Genomic DNA, 25940 nt, shown 5'->3' on the forward strand with positions numbered 1-25940 from the left:
AAATCCGGGGGTTCCACCGATCACCACGATGAACGAGGTACCGATCTTCATGAACGACCAGATCCAGCCCGACGGCTCCGGCGAGGAGTACGAGCACGGGGCGCTCGGCGACGCCGAGTACGCGGAGTTCATGGAGCTCGCCGCCGTAGAGGGCTTCGACATCGAGGACGTAGAGGGCGCCATCGAGGAGGCCGGTCACGGGCCGCTGCCCGTGCTCGCCGTCGTCGGCCGGCCGAACGTCGGCAAGTCGACTCTCGTCAACCGCATCATCGGGCGGCGGGAAGCCGTCGTCGAGGACAAGCCCGGTGTCACCCGCGACCGTGTGACGTATGAGGCCGAGTGGGCCGGGCGCCGCTTCAAGGTCGTCGACACCGGCGGCTGGGAGCAGGACGTCCTCGGCATCGACGCCTCCGTGGCCGCCCAGGCCGAGTACGCGATCGAGGCCGCCGACGCGGTCGTCTTCGTCGTCGACGCCAAGGTCGGCGCCACCGACACCGACGAGGCGGTCGTACGGCTGCTGCGCAAGGCCGGCAAGCCCGTCGTGCTGGCCGCGAACAAGGTCGACGGCCTCAGCGGCGAGTCCGACGCGGCCTACCTGTGGTCCCTGGGCCTCGGCGAGCCGCACCCGGTCTCCGCGCTGCACGGCCGCGGCACCGGCGACATGCTGGACGCCGTCCTGGAGGCGCTGCCGGAGGCGCCCGAGCAGACCTTCGGCGTCGCCGTCGGCGGTCCGCGCCGGATCGCGCTGATCGGCCGCCCGAACGTGGGCAAGTCCTCGCTGCTGAACAAGGTGGCGGGCGAGGAGCGCGTCGTCGTCAACGAGATCGCGGGCACCACCCGTGACCCGGTCGACGAGCTGATCGAACTCGGCGGTGTCACCTGGAAGTTCGTCGACACGGCGGGCATCCGCAAGCGCGTCCACCTCCAGCAGGGCGCCGACTACTACGCCTCGCTGCGCACCGCCGCCGCCGTCGAGAAGGCGGAGGTCGCGGTCATCCTGATCGACGCCTCCGAGAGCATCTCGGTGCAGGACCAGCGCATCGTCACCATGGCCGTCGAGGCGGGCCGCGCGATCGTCCTCGCGTTCAACAAGTGGGACACCCTCGACGAGGAGCGCCGCTACTACCTGGAGCGCGAGATCGAGACCGAGCTGGCCCAGGTCGCGTGGGCGCCCCGGGTGAACATCTCGGCGCGCACCGGCCGCCACATGGAGAAGCTGGTCCCGGGCATCGAGACCGCGCTGGCCGGCTGGGAGACCCGCGTCCCCACGGGCCGCCTGAACGCCTTCCTCGGCGAGCTGGTCGCCGCCCACCCGCACCCGGTCCGCGGCGGCAAGCAGCCCCGCATCCTCTTCGGCACCCAGGCCGGCACCAAGCCCCCGCGCTTCGTCCTCTTCGCCTCCGGCTTCATCGAGGCGGGCTACCGCCGCTTCATCGAACGCCGTCTGCGCGAGGAGTTCAGCTTCGACGGCACCCCGATCCACATCTCGGTCCGGGTGCGCGAGAAGCGCGGCAAGAAGAAGTAGCCGTAGCCGTACGGCAGTTGCTACGACGAGGAGGGCGGCCCCTGTGGAAACAGGGGCCGCCCTCCTCGTGTGCGTGCCGCGTCAGATGCCTCGGCGTGGGCCGGGCGGCAGGGCCGGGATGTGGTGCATCCCGGTGTGGCCCTGCTGCTGGCCGACATGGCCGAGCTGCCCCACGCGCTGCCACTGCGACTGCTGCCGAGCGCTGTAGGCCCCCGCGCTGTACGCGCTGTACGAACCCCCGCCCAGCGAGCCGCCACCGAAGGAGCCGCCGAACGAGCCCGTGCTGTGCGGGCTGTGCCCGAAGGCGGTGAAGCCCAGCTCCTCCTCGCCGCTGCGGTCACCCGGCAGCGAGCGGAAGGTCTTGACCCACTCCGAGTAGAGCCGGTCGTAGATCGGCGTGGCCGACGGGCCGCCGGAGCTGTCCCGGTCCGATCGCGAGGACGGGATCGGCTGGTACGGCCGGCTGCGGGGAACATCGTATGCGTGCACGTATGTCCAAACGACGCGTGACCTGAAGGGATGCGGCTCAGGTGCCCGCGAGCGGGAGCGCGGAGCCGACCAACTTGCCGTTCGCCGCCGCCTTGTCGAGCGCGCCGCGCAGCAGGTCCTCGCGGGGCTGGCGGCCGATCGAGCCCACCGGCGCCGCGAACATCAGCACCTGCTGGTGCTTGTTGGCGGCGGCCCGCCAGCTGTCGGTGACCTGGAGCGGCTGGTGCGCCTGCCACCAGGCCACCGGGGAACCGCCGTTGCTGCTCGGCTGGAGCACCGCGTGCAGCTGGCCCGCGGCGAGCAGCACCGACCAGCCGTGCAGTACGGGCGGCACGGTGGTGATCTCGCTGAGCGGCATGAAGCCCTGCTCGATCAGCAGCGGCAGGAAGTCGTCGCCGGCACCGGTGGAGCCGGGCCGCACGATGGCCGCGGTCGGTTCGACCACCAGGGCGGGGTGCAACTCCCCTGAGATCAGGACGAGTCCGCTGGTCACGCCGAGCACGGCCTGTTCGGGTACGGCCTTCTCCGGTTCGCCGGCCGGGGCGTGCGCGTTGCCGCTGATGGAGCGGACGGCGCCCTGCAGCTGCTCCTCGGTGACCTGGACGATCTGGGAGGGCAGGCAGGTGGCGTGGGCGAAGGCGAGGACGGCGGTCTCGTCGCCGATGAACAGGACGGTGCTGGTGCGCTCCTGATCGGAGTCGCCCTGGGTGCGGCACGACGTGCAGTCGTAACTGCCCGGGGCGTTGTCTCCGGCGAGCAGCCGGTCGGCTTCTTCGTCGCCGATCTCGGCGCGTACGTCGTCGCTGACGTCGAGCATGCGCGGCACGGGTGGCTCCCTCGGAATGCGGTGCCCGGTGGGTCCCGGGCTCATGAAGAAGACAACGGACGATCTGTGGCGGGAGTCACGCTCCAGAGCGAACCGAATCCAACCAACCGCAGCACAGCGTCACACCGGGTGCGGAATCGGGCACTCCCTGTCAACTGCATGGAAATGCAAGGGAGTTGGTTGCGTGAACCGAGTCACAGCGTGAAGGGGCGGTTGGTCGAAAAATCAGTAAATGAGGGAATGTAGTGGGTGGCCGGAAAATGCCGCTACCCGAGGTAACGGTCAACTGGCCTGGCGCAACGGGCCGTTGGTCGACATCGGCTCGTCCACGTCCGTACATTCCTCCGCCGTGTGCAACGAGCACCGCTCGGGAACGTCCGCCGGCCGATCAAGCCAGTTCAACAGCACAGCCGCCGGCGGACGGGGAGGAGCGCGAGGACCACGTCGATGCGTGGGAGCCGCGAACCGCCTTGGGGGACCCCGAGTTGTTGGAGAGGGAACTACATGTCCGAATGTGCCGATACCACTCGCGACAACACGCCTGAGACCCACCGCAAGGGTCAGGCACGGACGGCGGCGGTCCTCGCCGGAGCCGCCCTGCTCGCCCCGCTGGGCGTGCTGGCGGCGACCGGCAACGCCGCGGCGGCCGACAGCGGAGTGTGGGACCGCATCGCCCAGTGCGAGAGCGGCGGCAACTGGCACATCAACACCGGCAACGGCTACTACGGAGGACTCCAGTTCTCCGCCGGCACCTGGCGCGCCTACGGCGGCTCGGCCTACGCGGCCACCGCCGACCAGGCCTCGCGGTCCGCGCAGATCGCCGTGGCCACCAAGGTCCAGCACGCCCAGGGCTGGGGCGCCTGGCCGGTCTGTTCGGTACGGGCCGGAGCGAGCGGCAGCGCACCCGCGGCCTCCTCCGGCACGGTCACCGAGAAGTCCACGAAGACGAAGTCCCAGAAGACGACGAAGAAGTCGTCCACCGAGTCGACGGTCAAGGCGACCAAGAAGGCGGCCCCTTCGAAGCCGGCCGCGAAGACGCCGGACCGCGGCACGAACGACGTCTCGCGCGGCACGTCCCGCGGCGACTACACCGTCCGCCAGGGCGACACCCTCAGCGGCATCGCGGCCGAACACGGGACCACCTGGCGGAAGATCTACGCCGCCAACAAGGCCGTCATCGGCGGCGACCCCGATCTGATCATGCCGGGCCAGCAGCTCGACCTCTGAGCCGAACCGCTCCCGCCCCACCCCCCGCCAGGTCCTCCGACCGGGCGGGGGTCCGCCGTTGCGGGTCTCAACGCGGTTCGGCCGCCTCGCCGCCGAACACGACCGCCCCGCGCCGCAGTTCGTACACGAGGGCGACCCGGCCGCGCAGCACGGGCGGCAGCCGCTGCTCGGCGATGACCACGCACGCGTCCAGCCCGGCCAGAAGTTCGTACGTGCGGTCCGCGACCGCCGGTGACATGCCCTGCGCCGGCTCGTCGACGAGCACCACGCGCGCGCGTGCCAGCAGGGCACGGGACAGGGCCAGCACGCGCTGCTCGCCCCCGGAGAGGGTGCCGGCCCGGCGGGGGAGCAGGGGGCCCAGTTGCGGGTACGCGTCGAGGGCCACGGAGTGGTCCCGCGCCGCGAGTTCGAGGTTCTCGCGGACGGTGAGGGACCCGAACACGGCCCGCCGCTCCGGCACCAGACACAGTCCCCGGCGGGCCCGTTCGTAGGCGGGCATACGGGTCACATCGGCGCCGTCCCACACCACCGCGCCGCCCGACAGCGCGACCGTACCGGCGAGGGCGCGCAGCGCGGTCGTACGGCCGGAACCGTTGCGGCCGAGCAGAACGGTGAGCCCGTGGGCCGGGGCGGCGAGGGTGATGCCGTGCAGGGCTTCGAGGGGGCCGTAGCGCACGCGCGCGTGGCGCAGGGAGATGGTCATGCGGGGCTCTCCCAGGTGCTGGGCGTGTCGAGGACGCGGTCCGGCGGCCCGGAGGCGACGATGCGGCCCGCCGCCATCACATGGACCACGTCGGCGAGGTCGGCGACCAGATCGAGGTCGTGCTCGACGACGAGCAGCGCGGTGCCCTCGGCGGCCAGCGCTCTCAACACCAGGGTCAGTACGGCCACTTCGGCGGTGTCGAGACCGGCGGCGGGCTCGTCGAGCAGCAGCACGCGCGGGCTGCCCGCGAACGCCCTCGCAAGCTCGACCCGGCGCAGTGCCCCGGTGGACAGCCCGGCGGCGGGCAGCGACCGAAGCTCCCCGCCGAGCCCGAAGAGCCGCAACGCCCGCTCCACGGCCCCCGGTTCTTCGACGCGCCCCTGCTCGGCCCCCACCCGCACGTTCTCGGAGACGGTCAACGAAGGGAATACGGCCAGCTGTTGAAAGGTCCGGGCGATCCCGAGCCGGGTCCGGGCGTGCGCGGGCAGCCGAGTGATGTCCCGTCCGCTGAGCCGAACCCGCCCGCGCGCCGGCCGCAGGGTCCCGGCCAGACAGTGGAACAGGGTGCTTTTCCCGGCCCCGTTGGGCCCGACCACAGCGGTCACCTGCCCCGCCCGTACGACGAGATCGACGCCGTTGAGGGCGGTGAAGCCGCCGTAACTGGCGTGCAGGGTATGGGCGGTGAGGACGGTCAGGACCCGTGCCGGGTCCCGTTCGGCGCGGCGTGCCCATCCGGGCGGGCGCGTGGACCCAAGGGCGCGAGTCCACCCGGCGTAGGCCTCCACTGGGCGCGCAACGCCCCTGCGGGCGGATGCCGGTGGGGCGGTGTCGCTCCCGCGGGTGGGTGCTGGTGGGCTGGCTCCGCGCTTGCGGATGGGTGTTGTCGGTGAGCCGGCCCCGCTGCCGCGAGTGTCCGCCTCGTCCTGCTGTCCGGGCCCGGCGGTGCGCTCTCGTGGGTCCTGGGCGCCGGAGGTCCGTCCGGGGTCGGCCTGCGTTGAGCGGGCAACGTTCCTGCGGGTGGCCGCCGTTGGAGTGGCCTCGCTTCTGCGAGTGTCCGCCTCGTCCTGCTGTCCGGGCCCGGCGGTGCGCTCTCGTGGGTCCCGGGCTCCGAGGGTCCGTCCGGGGTCGGCCTGCGTTGAGCGGGCAACGTCCCTGCGGGTGCCTGCCGTTGAGTCGGTCTCGTCCTGCTGTCCGTCTCGTGGGTCCCGGGCTCCGAGGGTCCGTCCGGGGACGGCCTGCGTTGAGCGTGCAACGTTCCTGCGGGTGGCCGCCGTTGGAGCGGCCCCGCTTCCGTGAGTGGCCGCCGGAGAGACCGTCTCGCCCCGGTGCCCGGGCCCGGCGGTGTGCCCTCGTGGGTCCCGCGAGCCCTCAGACACCCGACCGCCACCGAGCCCCACGCGGCGCGCAACACCCGGGTGCACAGCCGCCGTCGACCCCATCCGCACCGACCCGCCCGTCACCCGCAACCTCCGCCGCACCCGTACCCCCAACGGCGTGAGCCGCGCCCGCCGTTGGAGCCGCAGCCGCTCGACTCCCGCCCGCAGCGCCTCGTACGGGCCCCCGGGAAACCGCCCCACGCACACCGCCAGCACCCCGATCAGTGCCGCCGCCACTCCGCCGCGCGCGCCGGCGTCCAGGCCCACCAGCAGGGCCGCGGCCGTCAGTGCGCCCAGTGTGCTGTCGGCGCCCAGGACGACCACCGCGGCGAACCAGAGCAGGCCCCGGACGGGGTCGTAGGCCGAGGGGTCGAAGGCGCGCAGGCCCATGCCGAGCATGCCGCCGCCGAGGGCGGCCAGCGCGGCGCCCGCGACGAAGGCCAGGAGTTTCAGGGCGGGGACGGGGACGCCCGCCGCCGACGCGCCCGCCTCGTGGTCGCGCATCGCGGCTAGGGCGCGGCCCGTGCGGCCCCGGCGCAGGGCGTGGGTGGCCAGCAACGCGCCCGTCAGGAGGGCGAGTTCGAGGGTGTAGTAGGCGCGGTCGCCGTCGAAGCCGGACGGGCGGTCCAGCGACAGGCCCGACGCGGCGTACGGCTGGGCGAAGACGAAGCGGCTGACCCCGACGCCGACCGCGAAGGTCGCGAGGGCGAGGGACAGGCCGTGGCGGCCGATCGCGGGCCAGCCGGTGAGTAGGCCCAGGGGGGCCACCAGGAGGACTGTCACCGCGAGCGCGGCCAGTTCGGGCAGGCGGGGCAGGCCCGGGAAACGGCCCGCCGCCAGCAGTGCCGTCAGCAGGGCACCCAGGCCCGCGTACGCCGCCTGCCCCAGCGAGAGCTGGCCGCCGCGACCGGTGACCACCACCAGGGACAGCAACACCACGCCCAGCGCCGGGACTTGGACCGAGGTGTGCAGATCCGAGCCCGCGAAGCCGAGGGGGAGCAGGAACAGCACCGCCGCCACGATCCAGGCCCCGGGAGGCGTCGCCACGCGCGCGGAAGCCGTACGGGGGAGGGCGTCCCTCGCACCGACACCCGGCAGGACCAGCGCCGCGACCAACAGCGCGACCACGAACAGGTTCGCGCCCACCGCCTGCACCAACTGACCGCCCCAGCCGGACAGATGGACCCGCGTCAACTGGCTCTGCCCGACCCCGATCCCCAACGCCACCACCACGCCGACCGGCAGACTCCGCATCCGCGCGGCGACCGCGACGGCCACCACCTCCATGACGAGCAGGGGCAGGCCGTACGGGTCCAGGCGCACGGAGGGGGCGAGGAGCACGCCCGTCAGCCCTGCCGTGAAGGACCCGAACGCCCAGCCCGCCGCCGCGACCCGGTCCGCGTCCACCCCGCCCAGCACCGCGAGCTGCCGGTCGTCCACCACGGCCCGCAGCTCCCGCCCGAACCGCGTCCAGCGGATCACCGCCCCGACGCCCGCCGCGAGCACGAGCACCACCGCCAACTGCCCCCAGGGATCGGCCGACACGAGCTCCGGCGCGTCGTCCCGCGCCCCCTGCCCCCACACCAGCGCCGCCCCGCCGACCAGCAGCACGAACACCCCGATCGACGCGACCAGGGTCTGCGCCGGATCGCCGCCGAGGACCGACAGCGGCCGGAAGGCGAACCGTTCCAGCGCGACCCCGATACCCGGCGCGAGGAACAACAGCGTCACCACCGCGCCCAGCCACAACGGCCAGCCCCACCCCACCACGCACTGCCGCAGCGCATACGCACAGACCATCGCGACCGCGCCGTGCGCGAAGTTGAGGACGCCGGTCGCCCGGTACGTCACGATCAGGCCGATCCCGGTGAGCGCGGCGGCACTGCCGACGGACAGGCCGGCAAGGGTGAGGTCGTAGGTCAGCGAGGACATCAGTCGTCGGCTTCGGCGGGCTCGCAGATCGGGCAGGGGCTCAACTCGCCGTTCGCCACGAGCTTGGAGTCCACCGGCACCGCCTCCGCCTTCCCGGCGACCAACGGGCAGTCCGCGCGGTGCCACAGCGTGCCGCCCGGCACCATCAAGAGGTCTCCGCTGACCGCCAGGGGCGCGGCGGCGGCCTCCGCCGACTCCTCGGCGTCGTCGGGTTCGGAGGTCACGAGAAGGGCGTACAGCTCCTCCACGCGCGCGGTGGCGAGGGCGCCGCGGCCCTGGGCGAGCAGGACCGCGCCGGCGACGATCAGCGCGGCGCCGGGGATCGTGCAGGAGGCCAGGTAGGGGAGTTGGCGTTCGGCGTAGCGCTCGCCGGAGACGCCGTACCAGCCGAGCACGCACAGCACCGCACCCGCGGCGAGCGCGGCCCAGCCGGCCCACAGGACGGGGCGCACGGTCCGCAGTCGGGCTGTCCGCATTTACGGCTCCCACATGTCATGTGTCTGTCCATGCCGGCCAATGGCTTGCACTATGCCTTCTGACACCCGACCTGAAAACACCGGGCGCGCACGGCCCGGACCGACACCCGGCGGTGAGCCAGATGGTTCTCGGGAGCGATCTCAGGCGAAGGAACACAACGCGTGGGCGGGGCACGGTAGTTGCGGCCGCCCTGGCGTCCGTGCTCGTGCTCGGCCCCGCGCTGGCGGCCTGCAGCGACGACAGCGGGGGCGGCAGCGGCGCGCCACCGCCCACCCCGTCCGTCGAGCGGACGACGAGCGCACCGGCGACCCCGTCGGCGACCGCGCCCGCCGACCCGGCCGCCGCCACGGCCCAGATCAAGGCCAACTGGAAGAAGTTCTTCGACCCGGCCAGCTCCACCACGGACAAACAGGCCGTCCTGGAGAACGGCGACAAGATGGGCCCGGTCCTGAAGGCGTTCAACGGCGACAAACGCGGCGGGCAGGTGCAGGCGGAGGTCACCAAGGTCGTGTTCACCAAGGCGGACAAGGCGACCGTGACCTACACGCTGACCCTCAACGGCGCCACCGCCCTGCCGGACGCCTCCGGGACCTCCGTCGAACAGGGCGGCACCTGGAAGGTGTCCGTCAACACCCTGTGCGCGCTGGTGGCGTTGAGCGGCGATGCCTCGTCGTCGCCCGGGTCGGGCTGCTGAGGCCGCTGCCGCGGTGCTGTTGCTCCTCCTCGGGGGCACGGCCTGCGGCAGCCGTCTCCCGGAGAGCGACTTCGACCACGGCGGCACCCGTACGCCCGCGCCGAGCACCGGCGCGCCGATCCGGGTCGGCATCATCACCAGCGCCACCAGCCCGGTCGGCGGCGACACCTTCACCGGCCCCCGCGACGGCGCCGAGGCGTACTTCGACCGCGTCGACGCGCGCGGGGGCATCGCCGGGCGCCGGGTCGAGGTGCGGCTGTGCGACGACGGCGGCAGCGGGGTCGGCAACAACGAGTGCGTGCACCAGCTGATCGACGGGGCCGATGGGGACGCCGTCGTCGCCCTGGTCGCCACCACCGCCCTCGACTACGCGGGCGCCTCCCGCGTCTCCCACGCGCGCGTGCCCGACATCGGCGGCCAGCCCATCGGCGCCGCCTACGACACCTGGCCGCACCTGTACGGCATCTACGGCAGTCTCGCGCCCCGCGCGGGCACCCCGGGCTGGGGCGGGAAGCTGTACGGCGGCACGGAGGTCTACCGCTACTTCAAGCGCGAGCAGGGCGCCCGTACCGCAGCCGTCGTGTCGTACAACCAGGCCGCGTCCGCCGCCTACGCCCGGCTCGTCGAGCAGGGGCTGAAGGCCGAGGGATACAAGGTCGTCCCCGAGCAGGTCGACTTCGCGCTGCCCAACTTCCGCGCCGCCGCGGCCGATCTGAAGCAGCAGGGCGCCGACCTCGTCTTCGACGCCCTCGACACGCACGGGAACGCCCAGTTGTGCGCGGCGATGGACCAGGTCGGCGCGAGCGTCGTCGCCAAGGTGACGAACGTACAGAATTGGACATCCACCGTCCCGGAGGACTACAAAAACTCCCCGCGCTGCCGCAACGCCCTGTGGGCGACCGGGGCAAGCCGGGACTTCGACGATGTGTCGCAGCCGGCCGTAAAGGAGTTCCGGGAGGCGACCAAGGGGCTGAAGACGCATTCCCAGTGGCAGTTGGAGGGCTGGACGGCGGCGATGTGGTTCACGGACGCGGCGAAGGCGTGCACGAAGACGAAAACGGGCGTCACGCGCGCGTGCGTCGACGCCTTCATGAACCGGAGCGAGCACTACACCGCCGACGGCCTGTTGGTTCCCGTCTCCTTCGAGCGGCTCGCCGAACCGCCGAGGACGCGCAGGACGTGTCTGTCGGTCGCGCGGTGGCAGGACGGCAGGGGATGGGTTCCGCAAGGAGACATGAACAGCACTTGCTTCGAGGTGCCCCAACTCTCGTACAGCCCCTGATAACTGCCCTACGGCCCTTGATACAGACTTCGACCATGTTGGAGACCTCGGCACGACTCCTGCGGCTGCTCTCGCTGCTCCAGGCCCACCGCGAGTGGTCCGGCGCCGACCTGGCCGACCGGCTCGGGGTCACCGCGCGCACCGTGCGCCGGGACGTCGACCGGCTGCGCGAGCTGGGCTACCCCGTCAACGCCAGCCCCGGTACGGGCGGCGGCTACCAGCTGGGCGCGGGCGCCGAGTTGCCGCCGCTGCTGCTGGACGACGACGAGGCGGTCGCCGTGGCGGTCGGTCTGCGCACCGCCGCCGGGCAGGGCATCGAGGGCATCGGCGAGACGTCCGTACGTGCCCTCACCAAGCTGGAGCAGGTCCTGCCGAACCGACTGCGCCGCCGGGTGGGCGCCCTCAACGCGTTCACCGTGCCGATGCTGCGCAACACGCTGCCGTCCGCCGTGGACCCGGCGGTACTGACCGAACTGGCGGCGCTGTGCCGGGACGCCGAGCGGTTGCGCTTCGAGTACGAGAGCCACGACGGCGCCCCCACCCGCCGTACCGTCGAACCGCACCGCCTGGTGTGCACCGAGCGCCGCTGGTACCTGGTCGCCTGGGACCTGGACCGCGAGGACTGGCGCACCTTCCGCGTCGACCGGGTCACGCCCAGACCGCCGCACGGCCCGCGCTTCACCCCGCGCGAACCACCGGCCGAGGACCTCGCCGCGTACGTCTCGAAAGGGGTCTCCACGCGCGCGTACGCCTCGCAGGCCGTCGTCCGGCTGCTCGTGCCCCTGGAGCGGGCCGCCGAGCGCATCTCACCGTCCGCCGGGACGCTGGAGGCGGACGGGCCGGACGCCTGCCTGCTGCGGACCGGGGCGCCGAATCTCGATGTGATGGTGATCCATGTGGTGATGATGGGCTTCGAGTTCGAGGTCCTGGAACCTCCGGAGCTGACCGGGGCGATCAGGGCGGCGCGGGACCGGCTGTCCCGCGCGCTCGACCGGGACGGCCGGGGCCCGCACGACGATTCTGTGCCGGAACGGTGAAACTCTTATGCGGCGTCAGCTCCCGCCGTACGGCACGGAATCCGAATGGAATGGGGCGCCCGGCCGGTTCTCGCGGAACTTTCCGCCGGGCTATTCGACGGACCGGACCGACACGCGGGAATTACGTTCGAATGGCCGCGTAAGGCGCACGGAACCGCTCATACGTGTGAGGTAGACAGAACAAAACACACGTCCTGATCCTGTGACAGAAGTGTGACCGGAGCGGGTCATGGAGAGCGGGAGAAGGGCTAGCGTGGCGGGCATGGCACCCATTCCGACTCCACCGGCTGAGCCCCAGGACAACCCCGACACCTACGTCGGCCTCGACGCGCCCGAGGCCGAGCGGCTCGCGCGGGAACGGGGGTGGTCGACCGTGCGGTCGCTGCCGCCGGGGGCGATCATCACCATGGAGTACCGCGAGGGCCGGCTCAACTTCGAGGTCGAGGACGGCACGGTGGCGCGCGCCTGGAAGGGCTGAACGCGCACGTCACGAAGGCCCCGGTTCCGCAGGAGGAACCGGGGCCTTCGTCGTGCGGGGATGGGTTGTGCGTACCGGCCCCGCGGCCTGGTGGGTCAGCCGCCCGCCGCCGGACGGGCCGTCGCCGAGGCGGTGCCACGTGCCACCCGCTCCGGATGGGGCGGGCGGCGGCTGCCGATCGGGGTGACCGGGGTGCGCTCCGAGCGGGTCGTGTGCGGGCTCGGCGCGAGATGGGCGGGGGGCCGCGCCGCACGGCTCGCGGTGACCGTCTCGCGGGCCGCCGGGACCTCGTCGCCCGAGGCGGTGGTGCGCGGCTTGAGCAGCACGGGCGCGGTGACCGGGGACGTCGGCACCGGCGCCGGCGCCGTACCGCCGCGGCGGGCACGCCAGCGGTCGCGGTAGTCGAAGATGCGGGTCTCGGCCAGTGCGATCAGCGGCTCGCACCACGGGAGGGCGAGCAGCACCAGCAGACCGGCGGCCCAGCCGAGCAGGACGTCGCTCAGCCAGTGCGTACCGAGGTAGACCGTGGCGAGACCGACGCCGAGCGAGGTCACGGCGGACGCGGCGGACAACCAGCGGCGGGCTCTCGGAGTGGAGGCCAGATACGCCAGAATCCCCCAGGTCACGACCGCGTTGGCGGTGTGGCCGCTGGGGAATATATCGCCGCCCAGGCCCATCTCGTTCGAGCCGATGACGGTCGCGTAGTGCGGGCCGAGGCGGCCCATGCCGAGCTTGGCGGCGCCGACCGTGATGTTCAGCAACAGCAGCAGGGTGCCCAGGGTCAGCAGCGGACGCAGCGTGTGCTGCCGCCACGAGCGCCAGCCCAGCCAGGCCGCGACCATCACCGCGGTGGGGCCGCGCTGGCCCAGCACCACGTAGTAGTCGACGAACCAGTGGATGCCGGCCCACTGCTGGTACGGCCGGAAGAACATGACCTGCCAGTCGAACCGGACCAGCCAGGAAGTGGTCACGACAAGCCACACGATGGCCAGATAGAAGGCCAGGGTCGCCGCGAACAGCACGACCCTGTGCCGGCTCATCTTCGGCACATCGATGTTGGTCGGCCGTTCCGGTTCCCGGTCCAGCCTCGCGAACACCCGGTCCAGACGGGTGAGGTTTCGTTCGGTACGCACCCAATCGACGTTACAGCGAGTGAGTGTGGATGCCCGTCGAAACAGCGGCTTTGTGATGACGATGTGATGTGGGAAAGCTCTCAGAGACAGGTTTATTTCCGAGGATTCCGCAATCCCCGATGCCTCCGTCCTTCAATTCCTTTGATCATGCCGGGCCCGAGTTTTATGGCACTTATGAATTAGTTCACCAAACGCTGGGGTGAAATTAGCCGGACGCTCACCGGTCCCCGGCGTGGATCATGGCGGGCCGGAGCCGTTCAGCCAGAACGCCCCGTACACGGCCGACGCCACCGCGACACCGCCCACCACCCACGTTGACCTGGAGGTACGCAGTCGCGCCAGGGCGAGCGCGAGGGGGAACAACAAGGGGAATGCGGGCATCAGCAGGCGCGGTTTCGAGCCGAAGTAGCTCGACGCGCACAGCGCGAGCGCGGTGACGACCCCCGTGTACACCAGGAGGGGCAACGGCTGCCCCTGCCGGACCCCGACCACGTACAGCCAGACGACCAGCCCGACCCCGACGATCAGCCCGACCCCGGCCAGGGCGGACGGGAACGAGGTGAACTTCTCGCCGACGAAACGGGCGAAGGCGGCGCCGCCGTCGAAACCGTTGCGCCAGCCCGCCTGCACGTCGAGATAGCCCAGCGGACCCTTGCCGGTGCGATGGCCGACCCACAGGACGTACCCGGCGGCGCCCAGGGGCGCGAGCGCCAGACCGAGGGCGCACCGCCAGTTCCGCGCGCCGGGCGCGAGCGCCGTGCTGCGGTCCCGCACGAAAGAAGTCACCGAAGGGATCACGAAAGACGTGATGCCGGCGACCCACACCGCGGCCACCACGGCGAGCCCCACGGGCCGGGTCAGCCCCGCCAGCAGCGCCAGAGTGCCCGCCGTGAGCCAGCGACCGGTCAACGCGGCGTACAGCGACCAGGCCGCGAGCGCCGTGAACAGCGACTCGCTGTACGCCATCGACTGCACGATCCCCACCGGCAGCACGGCCCACAGCAGCACGGCACACACGGCGGCCCTACGGCCGTACACATGCTCGGCGACCGCGAAGATCCCCCAGGCCGCCGCGAGCGACGCGAGCAGGCTCACCACGAGACCGCCGTCGGCGTACGACAGCGGGGAGACCGCGTGCATGAACCTTTCCAGCCAGGGCAGCAGCGGGAAGAAGGCGAGGTTCGAGTGGACATCGCCGTTCGGGAGCCGCACCTCGTAGCCGTAACCGAGGTCGGCGACCCGGGTGTACCAGAGGGCGTCCCACCGCGCGGTCAGCAAGGTGTGGGCGCTCTTGCCGCGCGCCGCGCTCCACACCGCGAGCACCACCAGGCCCAGGGCGCGGACGGCGGCGTACCCGAGGAGGGCCGGGGCCGCCCGGCGCAGGGGTGCTTCAAGATCGGTCACGGGCTCGATTATCGACGGGGTGCGGAACCGACCGACCCGCCGGGGCGTGGTCCACAGGAGGGGGAGTGGTGTACGCCACACGTGTTGTCCGGGGAGTGTGAGAGGTCCGCCACGTGGCATTGGCGTGAACTCGCGTACTCTGACGGCTCACTCGCCTTCGTTGCGCGGGCCGGAGACACCGCTCCTCTCCGGCCGCAGTCACGGGGAGTCCCCACCCCGTGAACCCGCCGAACGCGAGGGAACATCTGGGAGGTAGTACATGTCCGGGACGACCACGGCCGCCGCAGCGCTGCGCCGTCGGGCGGCCGGGGCCGGTGCCAACCGCTGGGTCGTCCTCGTCGTCCTCTGCGTGAGCCTGCTCCTCGTCGCGCTCGACGCCACCGTGCTCCATGTCGCGGTGCCCGCCGTCACCGAGGACCTCAAACCCGGCGCGATAGAGCTGCTCTGGATCGTCGACGTCTATCCGCTGGTCTGCGCCTCGCTGCTCATCCTCTTCGGCACGCTCGGCGACCGCGTCGGCCGCAGACGCATCCTGCTCCTCGGCTACGGCCTCTTCGGCATCGCCTCCGGCCTGGCCGCCTGCGCCCATGACGCCCAGGTCCTGATCCTCGCGCGGGCGCTGCTCGGCGTCGGCGGCGCGATGATCATGCCCGCCACGCTGTCGATCCTCCGCCAGGTCTTCCCCGACCGGCGCGAGCGCGCGGTCGCGATCGGCGTGTGGAGCGCGGTGGCGGCGGTCGGTGCGGCGGTCGGGCCCCTGCTCGGCGGGTTCCTGCTGGAGCACTTCTGGTGGGGCTCGGTCTTCCTGGTCAACATCCCCTTGATGCTGATCAGCCTGCCGATCGGCCGCCTCCTGCTCCCCGAGTCCCGCGGCGACCGCAACGGCCCGTGGGACGTCGTCGGCGCCCTGATGGCCGCCGGCGGCCTCTTCGGAGTCGTCCTGGGCGTGAAACGGCTCGGCGGCGGAGAGCCCGTGGACAGCGCGTGGACCGTGGCCCCGCTGCTCGTGGGCGCTGTGCTGATGGTCCTTTTCGTACGACGGCAACGGCGCCGTACGCATCCGCTGGTGGACCTGAGCATGTTCCGCAGGCCGGCCTTCAGCACCTCCGTCGGCTGCATCGTGCTGGCGATGCTGGCCCTGGTGGGCCTGGAACTGATCGCGGCCCAGTACCTGCAACTGGTGCTGGGGCTGTCGCCCCTCCAGACGGGTCTACGACTCCTGCCGCTGACGTTCGCGGCGATGGCGGCGGGGTTGTTCGGGGCGCGGATGCTCCGGCGTTTCGGCCCGCGCCGGATGGTGTGCTTCGGCTTCTGCCTGACCGCGTTCTCGGTGCTGACGCTCACCGCGATGGGCGGCCGGGACAACACCGGGCTGCTGCTCTTCGGGTTCCTGCTGCTCGGGTTCGGCCTGGAGATGACGCTCTTCGGGGCGTACGAGTCGATGCTGAGCGAGGCTCCGCCGGCCCAGGCGGGCGGCGCGGCGGCGATCGGCGAGACCTCCTACCAACTCGGCGCCGGGATCGGCATCGCGCTCCTCGGCAGCGTGATGAACGCGGCGTACGCGCCAGGTCTGCGGTCCGTGCCCGGCGTGCCGACCTCCGCGTCGGCCTCGGCGGGCCATTCACTGGGCGAGGCGTACGACGTCGCGTCGCGTCTCGGTGGGGTCCGTGGTGCCGCCCTGCGCGACGCGGCACGGCACGCCTTCGTGCACGGGCTGCACGTCACGCTCCTTGTCAGCGCGGGCCTGCTGTTGCTGGGCGCGGTGATGGCGTTGCGGTTGCCGCGAGTCATGCACTGCGAGCTGCCACTGGCTACGGTGCCTGCCCCCAGGGAAGTTGCAGAGTCCCGCGTCTCCGCCTGAACAACCTCTCCCACCCACGCACCGCCCGTGACGGGCACTTGAAGGGTGGACGTTTCCCGTGGGGGTACCACGCCGTTGGCGGCTGCGGGTCGGGGAGGCCAACGGCGCTCGGCCCCCGCGGCAGGCGTTCACCCCTCGGACGCCCGTAAACGGGTGGGCGGGTGGGAGAAGGTCTGGGGGGTGCTGGACGTGCCTGACTCGTCGTCGTAACGTCGACCCCGTTGTCGTAACTAGCGGTGATAGTTTTTAGGTGCCGGAGGCTGTGTCATGACCTCGTCCTCGAAGTTGCCCCCCTTCGACCCCGCCGACCCCCTCGGCCTCGACGATCTGCTCGACCCCGAGGACCTCGCGATCCGCGACACCGTTCGCGCGTGGGCCGCCGACCGCGTGCTGCCGTACGTCGCCGAGTGGTACGAGAAGGGCGAGTTGCCCGGGATCCGGGAGCTCGCGCGGGAGTTGGGCGGTATCGGGGCGCTCGGGATGTCGCTCGACGGGTACGGGTGTGCCGGTGCCTCCGCCGTTCAATACGGGCTCGCCTGCCTGGAGTTGGAGGCCGCCGACTCGGGGATCCGGTCGCTCGTGTCGGTGCAGGGATCGCTCGCCATGTACGCGATCCACCGCTTCGGGAGCGAGGAGCAGAAGCAGACCTGGCTGCCGAACATGGCCTCCGGTGACGTCATCGGCTGCTTCGGGCTCACCGAACCCGACCACGGGTCCGACCCCGGCGCCATGCGCACGTACGCCAAGCGCGACGGCACCGACTGGGTGCTCAACGGGCGGAAGATGTGGATCACCAACGGGTCCGTGGCCGGGGTCGCCGTCGTGTGGGCGCAGACCGACGACGGGATCCGCGGGTTCGTCGTGCCCACCGACAGCGCCGGATTCTCGGCGCCCGAGATCAAGCACAAGTGGTCACTGCGTGCGTCCGTCACCAGTGAACTCGTCCTCGACGACGTGCGGTTGCCCGCCGACGCGGTGCTGCCCGAGGTCGTGGGGCTGAAGGGGCCGCTGAGCTGTCTGTCGCACGCCCGTTACGGAATCGTGTGGGGTGCGATGGGCGCGGCGCGCGCTTCCTTCGAGTCCGCCGTCGAATACGCGAAGACGCGGGAGCAGTTCGGGCGGCCGATCGGGGGCTTCCAGCTCACCCAGGCCAAGCTCGCCGACATGGCGGTCGAACTGCACAAGGGGATTCTGCTCGCCCATCACCTGGGGCGGCGCATGGACGCCGGGCGCCTGCGTCCCGAGCAGGTGAGCTTCGGCAAGCTGAACAACGTACGGGAGGCCATCGAGATCTGCCGTACGGCACGGACGATCCTCGGTGCCAACGGGATCTCGCTGGAGTACCCGGTGATGCGGCACGCGACGAACCTGGAGTCGGTGCTCACGTACGAGGGCACCGTCGAGATGCACCAGCTCGTGCTGGGCAAGGCGCTCACCGGACTCGACGCCTTCCGGTAGACCGGCGGCTCGGGAACAACCCTGCGGGAGGCAGGGCCGGTAAGCGGCCCTGCCTCAGCTCTGGTTGAAGAAACCGTCCTCGCGGCGCGCGACCGGGTCGCCGCTGACGATCTCGGTGTTGGCGGGGGTCAGCAGGAAGACACGGTTGGCGACCCGCTCGATGGTGCCGCGCAGGCCGAAGGTCAGGCCGGCCGCGAAGTCGACCACGCGCTTGGCGTCGGTCGCCTCCATCGCCGTGAGGTTCACGATCACCGGGACACCTTCCCGGAACAGCTCACCGATGGCGCGGGCGTCCCGGAAGCTGTCCGGGGTGACCGTGCCGATGCGCCGGCCCTTCACCTCGGCCACGTCCGAGGCCACCTTCACTCGCGGGTCCGTCACCCAGGCATCCCCGGGCTGCTCGGTCCCTTCGGAGTAGTCGTCGTCGTAGTAGCGCTCGTCATCGTTGTCGTCAACGAGCCCAAGCCAGGCACTCGCCTTGCGTACCGATCCCATGGACGCCTCCTCTCACAGCGGTCTTTATTGCTATCCGCATCCCTATGGTCATCCATGATGCGGATCGCGCGCCAAGTGGATAGACGCCGCGCGGGGGGTTTGTGACGCTACTGGTGCACAGCCAATACGTCGAGGGCCCCCGTGTATCAAGGGTGTTGCCGCATGCGGCTGCTGACTGAGAGTGAAATATGATTCTTCCCGGCGTCCGGGTGATGGCTGGTGCGTACGGGTGAACAGATGGTCGATACGCTGCGGCCGCTCGGCGACCCTCCGGGTGTCGTAGTGAACGCCACGTCAGATGTCGTACACGCCACGGGGGATCGTCGTGTTCGGAATGGTCAGGCCCTGCAGTCATCGGCTCGGAGAGAGCCTCAAGGCCCAGTGGATGGCGCACTTGTGCGGGTTGTGCCTCGCGCTGCGCGGAGACCACGGGCAGCTCGCGCGGGTGGTCACCAACTACGACGGGCTGCTGCTCTCGGTCCTGACGGAGGCTCAGGTCGAGCGGGCGGGCGGTGGATGGCGGCGTACGGCCGGACCGTGCCCGTTGCGCGGGATGCGGACCGCGTCCGTCGCGCAGGGCGAGGGGGCACGCCTCGCGGCAGCCGTCTCGCTGGTGCTCGCCTCCGCCAAGGTGCGTGACCATGTAGCCGACGGGGACGGGCTGCTGGCCCGCAGGCCCGTGGCGCTGGCCGCGCGCCGGGTCGCCGGGAGCTGGGGGCGGGCCGGGGCGCGGACCGGCGCGGGCGTCGGGTTCGACGCCGGTGTCCTGGTCGAGGCCGTGGAGCGGCAGTTCGGCATCGAGGCGCTCGCCGGGCCGGGCACACCGATCCTGACCGTCACCGAACCGACCGAGACCGCCACCGCGGCCGCCTTTGCCCACACCGCGCTCCTGGCCGGACGGCCCGGCAATGCCGTACCGCTCGCCGAGGCCGGGCGCCTCTTCGGGCGGCTCGCGCATCTCCTGGACGCCGTGGAGGACCGGGAGTCCGACGCGGCGTCGGGCGCCTGGAACCCGCTCACCGCGACCGGCACCCCGCTCACCGAGGCCCGCCGCCTGGCCGACGACGCGCTGCACGGGATACGGCTCGCGCTGCGGGAGACGTCCTTCACGGACGGCAAGTTGGCGCATCTGCTGCTCGCGCACGAGCTGGGGCGCTCGGTGGACCGGGCCTTCGGGACGCAGTCGTGCGGGCACGCACCCGAGGCCGCCTTCGGACCGCCGCAGACTCCCCACCTGCCGGGCGAACCGCGCCACGACGGCAATCCCTACGGCGGCAACCCCTTCGGCGGTGAGCCCCCGCGGCCCGACAAGCGTGGCTTCTGGGCCGGGTGTGCCGCCGCACTCGGGCTGTGCTGCACCTGCAAGGTGTGCTGCGCCGACGAGTTCGAGGGGCCGTGGTCGCGGCGGCGGCGCGAGGGCTGCTGTTCGAGCTGCGACTGCTCGTGCTGCGACGCCTGTGAATGCTGCGAGTGCTGTGAATGTCTCTCGTGCTGTGACTGCTGAGCGTGACGGTGACGGGTAGTCACCACCGTTGTATACGACCGTCTCGCGGTGGCATTGCCGACCTGCGAGGCCGGGAGGCCCGTGTTTCGGCGCGGTAAAACAAAAACATGATCCGGTGACCGGCGTGCCGTGAGGGTCGTTGGGCGGGAGCAGAACCATTTCTGCCTCAGGTTCGACTCTTGATCAACTCGCCACCCACTTAAGGCACTTCAGTGGACGTCACAACAAAAGCGACCACCAGCATCCGCGCCAGGCTGCTGAGGATTCTGGTCCTCGCCCTCGCGGTCCTGCTCGCTCTGCTCGGCATCGCGGCCACCGAGCAGATCTCCGCCTACCGCAACGCCTCCGCGACCGCCGACAACGCCCGCCTGGAGATCACCCTCCAGGGACTCGTGCACGAGCTGCAGAAGGAGCGCGGGCTCACCACCGGATACGTCGGCGGCGTCCGGCAGTTCAACGCCAAGCTGCCCGCGCAGCGCAAGGCGACCGACGCCGCGCGCGAGCAGCTGGACGTGGCCCTGAAGGGGCGTGAGGACTCGGCCGCCGGTTCCGTGCGCGAGTCCCTCGGCCGGCTCGACGGCCTGGCCGGGATCCGCAAGGACGCCGACGACGGGACCGGCGTGGTGAAGGACACCTTCGACTACTTCACCACCACCATCACCGTCCTCGACCGGCTCGACCTCGGCCTCGGAGACGTCCACGACGGCACCCTGCGCGACGCCTACCAGGCGCTCCAAGTCCTGGGCAACGCAAAGGAGTTCACCGGCGAGGAGCGGGCCATCGTGCTCGGCTCGGTACGTGCCGGGAAGTTCCGCGGCGACGACTACGGCCGGTTCATGGAGATCCGCGCCGGACGCCTCGCCGCCCTCGCCGCCTTCCCGCGCTCGGCCACCGCCGTGCAGGAGCGGCGCCTGAACACCGCCCTGACCACGCCCGACGCCGAGCGCGCCCTGGCGTACGAGAGCAAGGCGGTGCACGGCACCGGGAAGCTGAAGTCGAGCGTCGTTCCGCCCATGGCCTGGTGGGATGCGATGACCTCCACCATCAACGGGATGCGCGGCGTACAGATCTCCCTCGGCGCCGATGTCGAGAACCGGGCCGCGCAGCTGGAGGGTTCGGCCCAGCGTGACCTGCTGCTGTTCCTGCTGCTCGCGCTCGGCACGGTCGCCGCGCTCGGTGCGCTGGCTCTCGACTGCGTCCGGTCCGTCTCCTCGCCGCTGGTCGAACTCGCCCAGCAGGCAAGGGAGGTGGCCGGGACCCGGCTGCCGCAGGCCGTGGCCGCCGTACAGGACGGCTCGTCCGGGGCGGCACCGCAGCCGCCCGCTCCGCTGGCCGTCAACGGCAGGGCCGGGGCCGAAGTCCGGGAGGTGGCCGAGGCGTTCGACCGGGTGCAGCGGTCCGCGTTCGATCTCGCCACCGAGCAGGCCGTGTTGCGGCGCAACGCCACCGACTCGCTGGTGAGCCTGGGCCGTCGCAACCAGAACCTGGTGCGCCGTCAGATCAGCTTCATCAACAAGCTGGAGCACGAGGACGCTGACCCGGCGACCCTCGCCAACCTCTTCGAACTCGACCACCTGGCCACCCGTATGCGCCGCAACGCCGAAAGCCTCCTCGTGCTCGCCGGAGAGTCCAGCCCCCGCCCCTGGTCCACCCCGCTGGCCGTCAACGACGTGCTGCGCGCGGCGCTTTCGGAGGTCGAGGAGTACCGCCGGGTCACCCTGCGCCGGATCGAGCCCGCGTTCGTCACCGGCTCCGTCGTCGTCGAAATCGCCCACCTGCTGGCCGAGTTGGTGGAGAACGCGCTGAGCTTCTCGCCGCCGGACTCCGACGTGGAGATCGAGGGACGGCGCACCAGCGCCGGTTATCTGATCGCGATCGTCGACCACGGGCTCGGCATGGACAACCAGGCCATCGCCGAGGCCAACGTACGGCTCTCCGGCACCGCCAGCTTCATGGCCGAACCCACCCGGTTCCTGGGCCACTTCGTGGTCGGCGCGCTGGCCCGCAAGTGCGGTATCGAGGTACGGCTCGGCGAGGCGCCGGCGGCCGGTGTGGTCGCGCGGGTGCTGATCCCCGCGGCGCTGCTGACGGAGAAGGCGGCCGAGGCGAAGCCCTCGGTCCCGGCGCCGAGGAAGGCGGAGACGGACATGGAACCGAAGACCGAACCGGCGGCAGCCCCGGTCGCCGCCAAGGGCGGTTCGTCCGCCGCGCGCACCCGCAACGGCCTGGTCAAGCGGCCGCAGCGGAGCGGTATCGCGGCAGCGGTGAGCGAGACCGACCGCACCGACCGGACCACCCCCGCAGCACCGCCCAACCCGGAGCGGACCCCCGAACAGGTCTCCGGGATGCTCTCCACCCTGCGCAGCGCCCATATGCGGGGCGGGATCAGCGTCGAGAAGGAGAAGCAGCAGAACGCCGAGACGAACGAGGGTGCCGCCAAGTGACCGCCGTCGACATCCAGTACGACTCGCAGACCTTCAACTGGCTGCTCGCCAACTTCGTCAAGAGCACCGACGGGGTACGGGACGCGGTCGCCGTCTCCTCCGACGGGCTGCTGATCGCCGTGTCGGACGGGCTCGGGCGGACCGAGGCCGACCATCTCGCCGCGATCGTCTCGGGGTTGAGCAGTCTGGCCCGCAGCGCGTCCAAGCGGTACAGCTTCGACGGGGTCAAGCTGATCATGATCGAGATGGGCCGGGGCTTCCTGCTCGTCTCGGCGATCCGGGACGGCAGCTGTCTCGGTGTCCTCGCCGACAGCAGCGGTGAACTGGGCCTCGTCGGCTACGAGATGGCGGTGCTCGCGGAGCGGGCGGGTGATCTGCTCACCCCGACGCTCATCGCCGATCTGCGGCAGGCGTTGCCACGGTGAACGGTGAACAGTCCAGGGACGTAGAACCTGAAGAGGACGCGACGTTCGTCCGGCCGTTCATCATCACCGGCGGCCGGTCCGAGCCCCTCCAGGCCGATCTGCGCCTGGAGACGCTGGTCGTCGCCGTCGGCGTGCCGGATCCGTCGCTCGCTTTCGAGCGGCGCCACATCGTCGCGGTGTGCGAACGGCCGACGACCGTCGCCGAGGTCGCGCACCGGGTCGGGGTGCCCCTTGGAGTGGCGAAGGTGCTGATCTCCGACCTCGTCGTCGCCGGGCAACTCGCCTGCCGGCAACCCGCGGAGCTGCCGCTCCCGATGCTCGAAAGGATCAGGGACCATGTCCGGGCGCTCTGACAAGATCGTGCCGCTGGCCGTGAAGATCGTGGTCAGCGGCGGCCTCGGGGTCGGCAAGACCACGTTCATCGGGGCCATTTCGGAGATCGAACCCCTCGACACCGAGGCGGCGATGACCCAAGTCTCCGTGGGCGTCGACTCGTTGGTGGGGGTCGAGGCGAAGACCACCACGACCGTCGCCCTCGACTTCGGGCGGATCACGCTCGATCCGACGATGACGCTGTATCTGTTCGGGACACCCGGACAGGACCGGTTCTCGTTCCTCTGGGACGACCTGGTGGAGGGCGCGCTCGGCACGGTGGTCCTCATGGACACCCGGCGGATCGAGGACTGCTTCCCGGCGGTCGACTACTTCGAGTCGCAGGGCGCGCCGTTCGTCCTCGCCGTGAACCGCTTCGACGGCGCCGACCGGTTCGACGTGGAGGAGGTCCGCGAGGCGCTCGGGCTGAGCGCGGACGTGCCCGTGCTGGAGTGCGACGCGCGGAACCGGGACTCCGTACGCGATGTGCTCGGTGCGCTGATGGACCGGGTGATCGGGGTCCGGGCGACACCGCGACGGCGTACGGCCGCGCTGACGCGGTAGGCGTGATGGAGGAAATGCGGACGGAACCCGAGGGGAGGGGTGCGTGTGAAGGCGGAGCGGGAGAACACGTGAGGCGCACGGTCAGAGGGAGATTTCGGCGACCGGGACGCGCAGTGGGTCAGCTCAACAGGAAGAGGACCACACGCGACCGAGGTCGATGTGGGAGCGCTTGACCAGCCACTGCTGCCGATGCATGGGACAAGTGGAACAGGCATCCGGTGGGGCGTCAACCGAGATGAGACGTACTGCTCACAGTGTGGACTTCCTTGACAGTGAGGGGAAACGGCGCCGTACAGTCGGAGGACGGCCCTGCTGAGGGGCTCGGCCGTACGGTGCCGCGAGGCGCCCTGTGTGAAGGCATTCGCCCGTGTTGCTCACGTCACGGAGTCTTCGCATGCCTTCCGACATTCCCACCCCCATATCCGCCGCCCCGGGTACCAGGCCCTCACTCGTGATCGTCGGGGCCGGGCCGCGGGGGACCGGTCTCATCGAGCGCATCGCCGCCAACGCGCCGGAGCTGTACGCCGGTTCGGGCGCAGAGGGTGCCGAGGGCATCGAGGGTTTCGACATCCACCTCGTCGACCCGCACGCACCGGGCGCCGGACGCATCTGGCGCGCGGCCCAGTCGCCGCTGCTGTGGATGAACTCGCATGCCGAGGACGTCACCATGTTCACCGACGAGACGGTGGTCATGGAAGGGCCGGTACGCCCCGGCCCCACGCTGCACGAATGGGCGGAGATCGAGGGCTCCACCTTCGCCGACCGGCAGCTCCAGGGCGCCTATCTGCGCTGGGTGCACGAGGAGGCCGTGGCCGCGCTGCCGCCGGGTGTCACCGTCCACCACCACCCGCAACGCGCCCTGCGGGTGAGCGGCCCGCGCGAGGGACGCCAGCAGGTGTGGCTCGAAGGCCGTCCGCGCCCGCTCCTCGCCGACCTCGTCGTCCTCGCGGTCGGCCACCTCGACGCCGAACTCGACGAGGAGCAGCGCGAGTTGGCGGCCTACGCCCGCGCCCACGACCTGGTCCACCTGCCGCCCGACTTCACCGCCGACAGCGACCTCACCTCCCTCGCGCCCGGCGAGAGCGTCATCGTCCGCGGCTTCGGGCTCGCCTTCGTCGACCTGATGGTGCTGCTCACCGAGGGCCGGGGCGGGCGCCACGACGGCGACACCTACATCCCCTCGGGGCAGGAGCCGGTGCTGTACGTCGGCTCGCGGCGCGGGGTGCCGTACCACTCGAAGATCGGTTACGAGTGGACCGGTGAACGGCCGCCGCTGCCACGGTTCTTCGGGCCCGCCGAGGTCGACGCGATCCTCGCGCGGCCGGACGGTTTTGATTTCCGGCGGGACGTATGGCCGCTGGTCGAGAAGGAGTTGGGGTTCGCGCACTACCACCGGCTGTTCGGTGTGCACCCCGAGCGGACGGCGATCGCCTGGACCGACTTCGAGGAGAAGTACGCGGCCGGGGAGGCGGCGGAGCGCGAGGCGCTCGTGGCGTCCGCCGTGCCCGACCCCGCCGACCGGCTCGACCTCGCGGCGCTCGACCGCCCGCTGGACGGGGTGCGGTATCCGTCGCCGGAGGCGTTCCAGGAGGGCCTGCGGGCGTATGTCGAGGCAGATCTGACGCGCCGTCACGATCCCTCCCACAGCCCGGACCTGTCCGTCTTCCTCGGACTGCTCTCCGTCTACGTCCAGTTGATCCGGCTCGGTGACATCGGACCCTGGTGGCACGGCTTCTTCAGCTATCTCGCCTCCGGGCCGCCCGGACCCCGGCTGCGCCAACTGCTCGCGCTGTCCCGGGCCGGCGTCGTGCGGTTCGTCGGCGCGGACATGGCCGTGACCGCCGAGGACGGCGTGTTCCGGGCGTCCAGCCCGACCGTGCCCGGCGTCACCGTCGAGGCACGGGCGCTCGTCGAGGCGCGGCTGCCCGAGCCCACCGTCGGACGCGCCCTCGACCCGCTGCTGCGCCAACTGCACGCCGACGGAGCCGTGGAGACCCCGGAGGGACTGCTGCGGGTGGACCGCACCGACGGCCGGATCCTCGACGCGGCCGGCCGCCCGCACCCCCGGCGCTTCGCGCTCGGCCCCTACACCGACGTCCGTACCCCCGGCGCCTTCACCCGCCCGCGCACCGGCGGCCCCGCCTTCCGGCAGAACGACGCCACCGCACGGGCCGTACTGGCCTTTCTTCGGGACCTCGCGTGTCGGGCCGCCGCGTAACCCCGACCTTGTCGGT

22 protein-coding genes are annotated in these 25940 nt (G+C 71.5%); 14 read left to right on the forward strand and 8 right to left on the reverse strand.

Translation table 11 applies throughout. From position 1 onward, the window contains the following. Positions 1 to 49: 49 nt before the first annotated feature. Positions 50 to 1525, forward strand: coding sequence for a ribosome biogenesis GTPase Der (gene der, locus ACIBJH_RS46465; protein ID WP_399123118.1), 1476 nt, complete (start codon positions 50 to 52; stop codon positions 1523 to 1525). A gap of 81 nt (positions 1526 to 1606) precedes the next feature. Here the strand turns inward: der and ACIBJH_RS46470 are convergent, their stop codons facing one another. Next, the gene (locus tag ACIBJH_RS46470) at positions 1607 to 2014 is read right to left on the reverse strand and encodes a hypothetical protein (protein WP_399123078.1); all 408 of its coding nucleotides are present in this window, start codon (positions 2012 to 2014) and stop codon (positions 1607 to 1609) included. Between the two features lie 37 nt (positions 2015 to 2051). Then, complete coding sequence (locus ACIBJH_RS46475) at positions 2052 to 2840, reverse strand: hypothetical protein (RefSeq protein WP_399123079.1); 789 nt, start codon at positions 2838 to 2840, stop codon at positions 2052 to 2054. A gap of 504 nt (positions 2841 to 3344) precedes the next feature. Here ACIBJH_RS46475 and ACIBJH_RS46480 point away from each other — a divergent pair. Next, positions 3345 to 4067: a transglycosylase family protein gene (locus tag ACIBJH_RS46480; RefSeq protein WP_399123080.1), complete on the forward strand. Its 723-nt coding sequence runs from the start codon at positions 3345 to 3347 to the stop codon at positions 4065 to 4067. Positions 4068 to 4134: 67 nt separating this feature from the next. Here ACIBJH_RS46480 and ACIBJH_RS46485 read toward each other — a convergent pair whose 3' ends face one another. From ACIBJH_RS46485 to ACIBJH_RS46495, 3 genes are read right to left on the reverse strand one after another with little or no spacing between them, the layout of a single operon-like run. Further along, positions 4135 to 4770 carry an ATP-binding cassette domain-containing protein gene (locus ACIBJH_RS46485; protein ID WP_399123081.1) on the reverse strand — a complete coding sequence of 212 codons (636 nt, stop codon included), beginning with the start codon at positions 4768 to 4770 and terminating at the stop codon, positions 4135 to 4137. Further along, the gene (locus tag ACIBJH_RS46490; protein WP_399123082.1) at positions 4767 to 8078 is read right to left on the reverse strand and encodes an ATP-binding cassette domain-containing protein; all 3312 of its coding nucleotides are present in this window, start codon (positions 8076 to 8078) and stop codon (positions 4767 to 4769) included. The genes ACIBJH_RS46485 and ACIBJH_RS46490 overlap by 4 nt, the downstream gene beginning before the upstream one ends. Then, positions 8078 to 8554 (reverse strand): hypothetical protein, encoded by a 477-nt coding sequence (locus ACIBJH_RS46495; RefSeq protein ID WP_399123083.1) that lies wholly within the window; start codon positions 8552 to 8554, stop codon positions 8078 to 8080. Before ACIBJH_RS46495 ends, ACIBJH_RS46490 begins: the two co-directional genes overlap by 1 nt. A gap of 122 nt (positions 8555 to 8676) precedes the next feature. Here ACIBJH_RS46495 and ACIBJH_RS46500 point away from each other — a divergent pair, with 122 nt between their 5' ends. The 4 genes from ACIBJH_RS46500 (at position 8677) to ACIBJH_RS46515 (ending at position 12046) form a co-directional block, all read left to right on the forward strand. Beyond that, positions 8677 to 9249 carry a hypothetical protein gene (locus tag ACIBJH_RS46500; protein WP_399123084.1) on the forward strand — a complete coding sequence of 191 codons (573 nt, stop codon included), beginning with the start codon at positions 8677 to 8679 and terminating at the stop codon, positions 9247 to 9249. Continuing rightward, positions 9218 to 10531, forward strand: coding sequence for an ABC transporter substrate-binding protein (locus ACIBJH_RS46505; protein ID WP_399123085.1), 1314 nt, complete (start codon positions 9218 to 9220; stop codon positions 10529 to 10531). The genes ACIBJH_RS46500 and ACIBJH_RS46505 overlap by 32 nt, the downstream gene beginning before the upstream one ends. Before the next feature lie 35 nt (positions 10532 to 10566). After that, on the forward strand, positions 10567 to 11568 hold the full coding sequence (locus ACIBJH_RS46510) for a helix-turn-helix transcriptional regulator (RefSeq protein WP_399123086.1): 1002 nt from the start codon (positions 10567 to 10569) through the stop codon (positions 11566 to 11568). Between the two features lie 262 nt (positions 11569 to 11830). Next, positions 11831 to 12046, forward strand: a complete 216-nt coding sequence (locus ACIBJH_RS46515) for an I78 family peptidase inhibitor (RefSeq protein WP_399123087.1) — start codon at positions 11831 to 11833, stop codon at positions 12044 to 12046. A gap of 95 nt (positions 12047 to 12141) precedes the next feature. Here ACIBJH_RS46515 and ACIBJH_RS46520 read toward each other — a convergent pair whose 3' ends face one another. After that, positions 12142 to 13179, reverse strand: a complete 1038-nt coding sequence (locus ACIBJH_RS46520; RefSeq protein ID WP_399123088.1) for a phosphatase PAP2 family protein — start codon at positions 13177 to 13179, stop codon at positions 12142 to 12144. A gap of 237 nt (positions 13180 to 13416) precedes the next feature. Then, a complete protein-coding gene (locus ACIBJH_RS46525) occupies positions 13417 to 14583 on the reverse strand; it encodes a hypothetical protein (RefSeq protein ID WP_399123089.1) in 1167 nt (388 codons plus the stop codon). A gap of 259 nt (positions 14584 to 14842) precedes the next feature. Here ACIBJH_RS46525 and ACIBJH_RS46530 point away from each other — a divergent pair, with 259 nt between their 5' ends. Further along, entirely contained in the window at positions 14843 to 16444 is a 1602-nt protein-coding gene (locus ACIBJH_RS46530) for an MFS transporter (RefSeq protein ID WP_399123090.1), read from the forward strand. A gap of 267 nt (positions 16445 to 16711) precedes the next feature. After that, on the forward strand, positions 16712 to 17902 hold the full coding sequence (locus ACIBJH_RS46535) for an acyl-CoA dehydrogenase family protein (protein WP_399123091.1): 1191 nt from the start codon (positions 16712 to 16714) through the stop codon (positions 17900 to 17902). Between the two features lie 54 nt (positions 17903 to 17956). Here the strand turns inward: ACIBJH_RS46535 and ACIBJH_RS46540 are convergent, their stop codons facing one another. Then, positions 17957 to 18397 (reverse strand): cell division protein SepF, encoded by a 441-nt coding sequence (locus tag ACIBJH_RS46540; protein WP_019074897.1) that lies wholly within the window; start codon positions 18395 to 18397, stop codon positions 17957 to 17959. A gap of 325 nt (positions 18398 to 18722) precedes the next feature. On the opposite strand from ACIBJH_RS46540, the gene ACIBJH_RS46545 reads away from it, so the two are divergent. The 6 genes from ACIBJH_RS46545 to ACIBJH_RS46570 all read left to right on the forward strand — a co-directional run bounded on the left by ACIBJH_RS46545 (position 18723) and on the right by ACIBJH_RS46570 (position 25924). Then, on the forward strand, positions 18723 to 19901 hold the full coding sequence (locus ACIBJH_RS46545; RefSeq protein ID WP_399123119.1) for a DUF5685 family protein: 1179 nt from the start codon (positions 18723 to 18725) through the stop codon (positions 19899 to 19901). Between the two features lie 212 nt (positions 19902 to 20113). Further along, positions 20114 to 22345 (forward strand): nitrate- and nitrite sensing domain-containing protein, encoded by a 2232-nt coding sequence (locus tag ACIBJH_RS46550; protein WP_399123092.1) that lies wholly within the window; start codon positions 20114 to 20116, stop codon positions 22343 to 22345. Continuing rightward, the gene (locus tag ACIBJH_RS46555) at positions 22342 to 22770 is read left to right on the forward strand and encodes a roadblock/LC7 domain-containing protein (RefSeq protein WP_399123093.1); all 429 of its coding nucleotides are present in this window, start codon (positions 22342 to 22344) and stop codon (positions 22768 to 22770) included. Before ACIBJH_RS46550 ends, ACIBJH_RS46555 begins: the two co-directional genes overlap by 4 nt. After that, positions 22767 to 23123 (forward strand): DUF742 domain-containing protein, encoded by a 357-nt coding sequence (locus ACIBJH_RS46560; RefSeq protein WP_043681268.1) that lies wholly within the window; start codon positions 22767 to 22769, stop codon positions 23121 to 23123. The genes ACIBJH_RS46555 and ACIBJH_RS46560 overlap by 4 nt, the downstream gene beginning before the upstream one ends. Continuing rightward, positions 23107 to 23706, forward strand: a complete 600-nt coding sequence (locus ACIBJH_RS46565) for an ATP/GTP-binding protein (RefSeq protein WP_200715774.1) — start codon at positions 23107 to 23109, stop codon at positions 23704 to 23706. Before ACIBJH_RS46560 ends, ACIBJH_RS46565 begins: the two co-directional genes overlap by 17 nt. A gap of 394 nt (positions 23707 to 24100) precedes the next feature. Then, positions 24101 to 25924 (forward strand): FAD/NAD(P)-binding protein, encoded by a 1824-nt coding sequence (locus ACIBJH_RS46570; protein WP_399123094.1) that lies wholly within the window; start codon positions 24101 to 24103, stop codon positions 25922 to 25924. The last annotated feature ends 16 nt before the right edge of the window (positions 25925 to 25940 follow it).

It is taken from the genome of Streptomyces sp. NPDC050548 (genome assembly GCF_044457385.1).
Classification (GTDB): Bacteria; Actinomycetota; Actinomycetes; order Streptomycetales; family Streptomycetaceae; genus Streptomyces.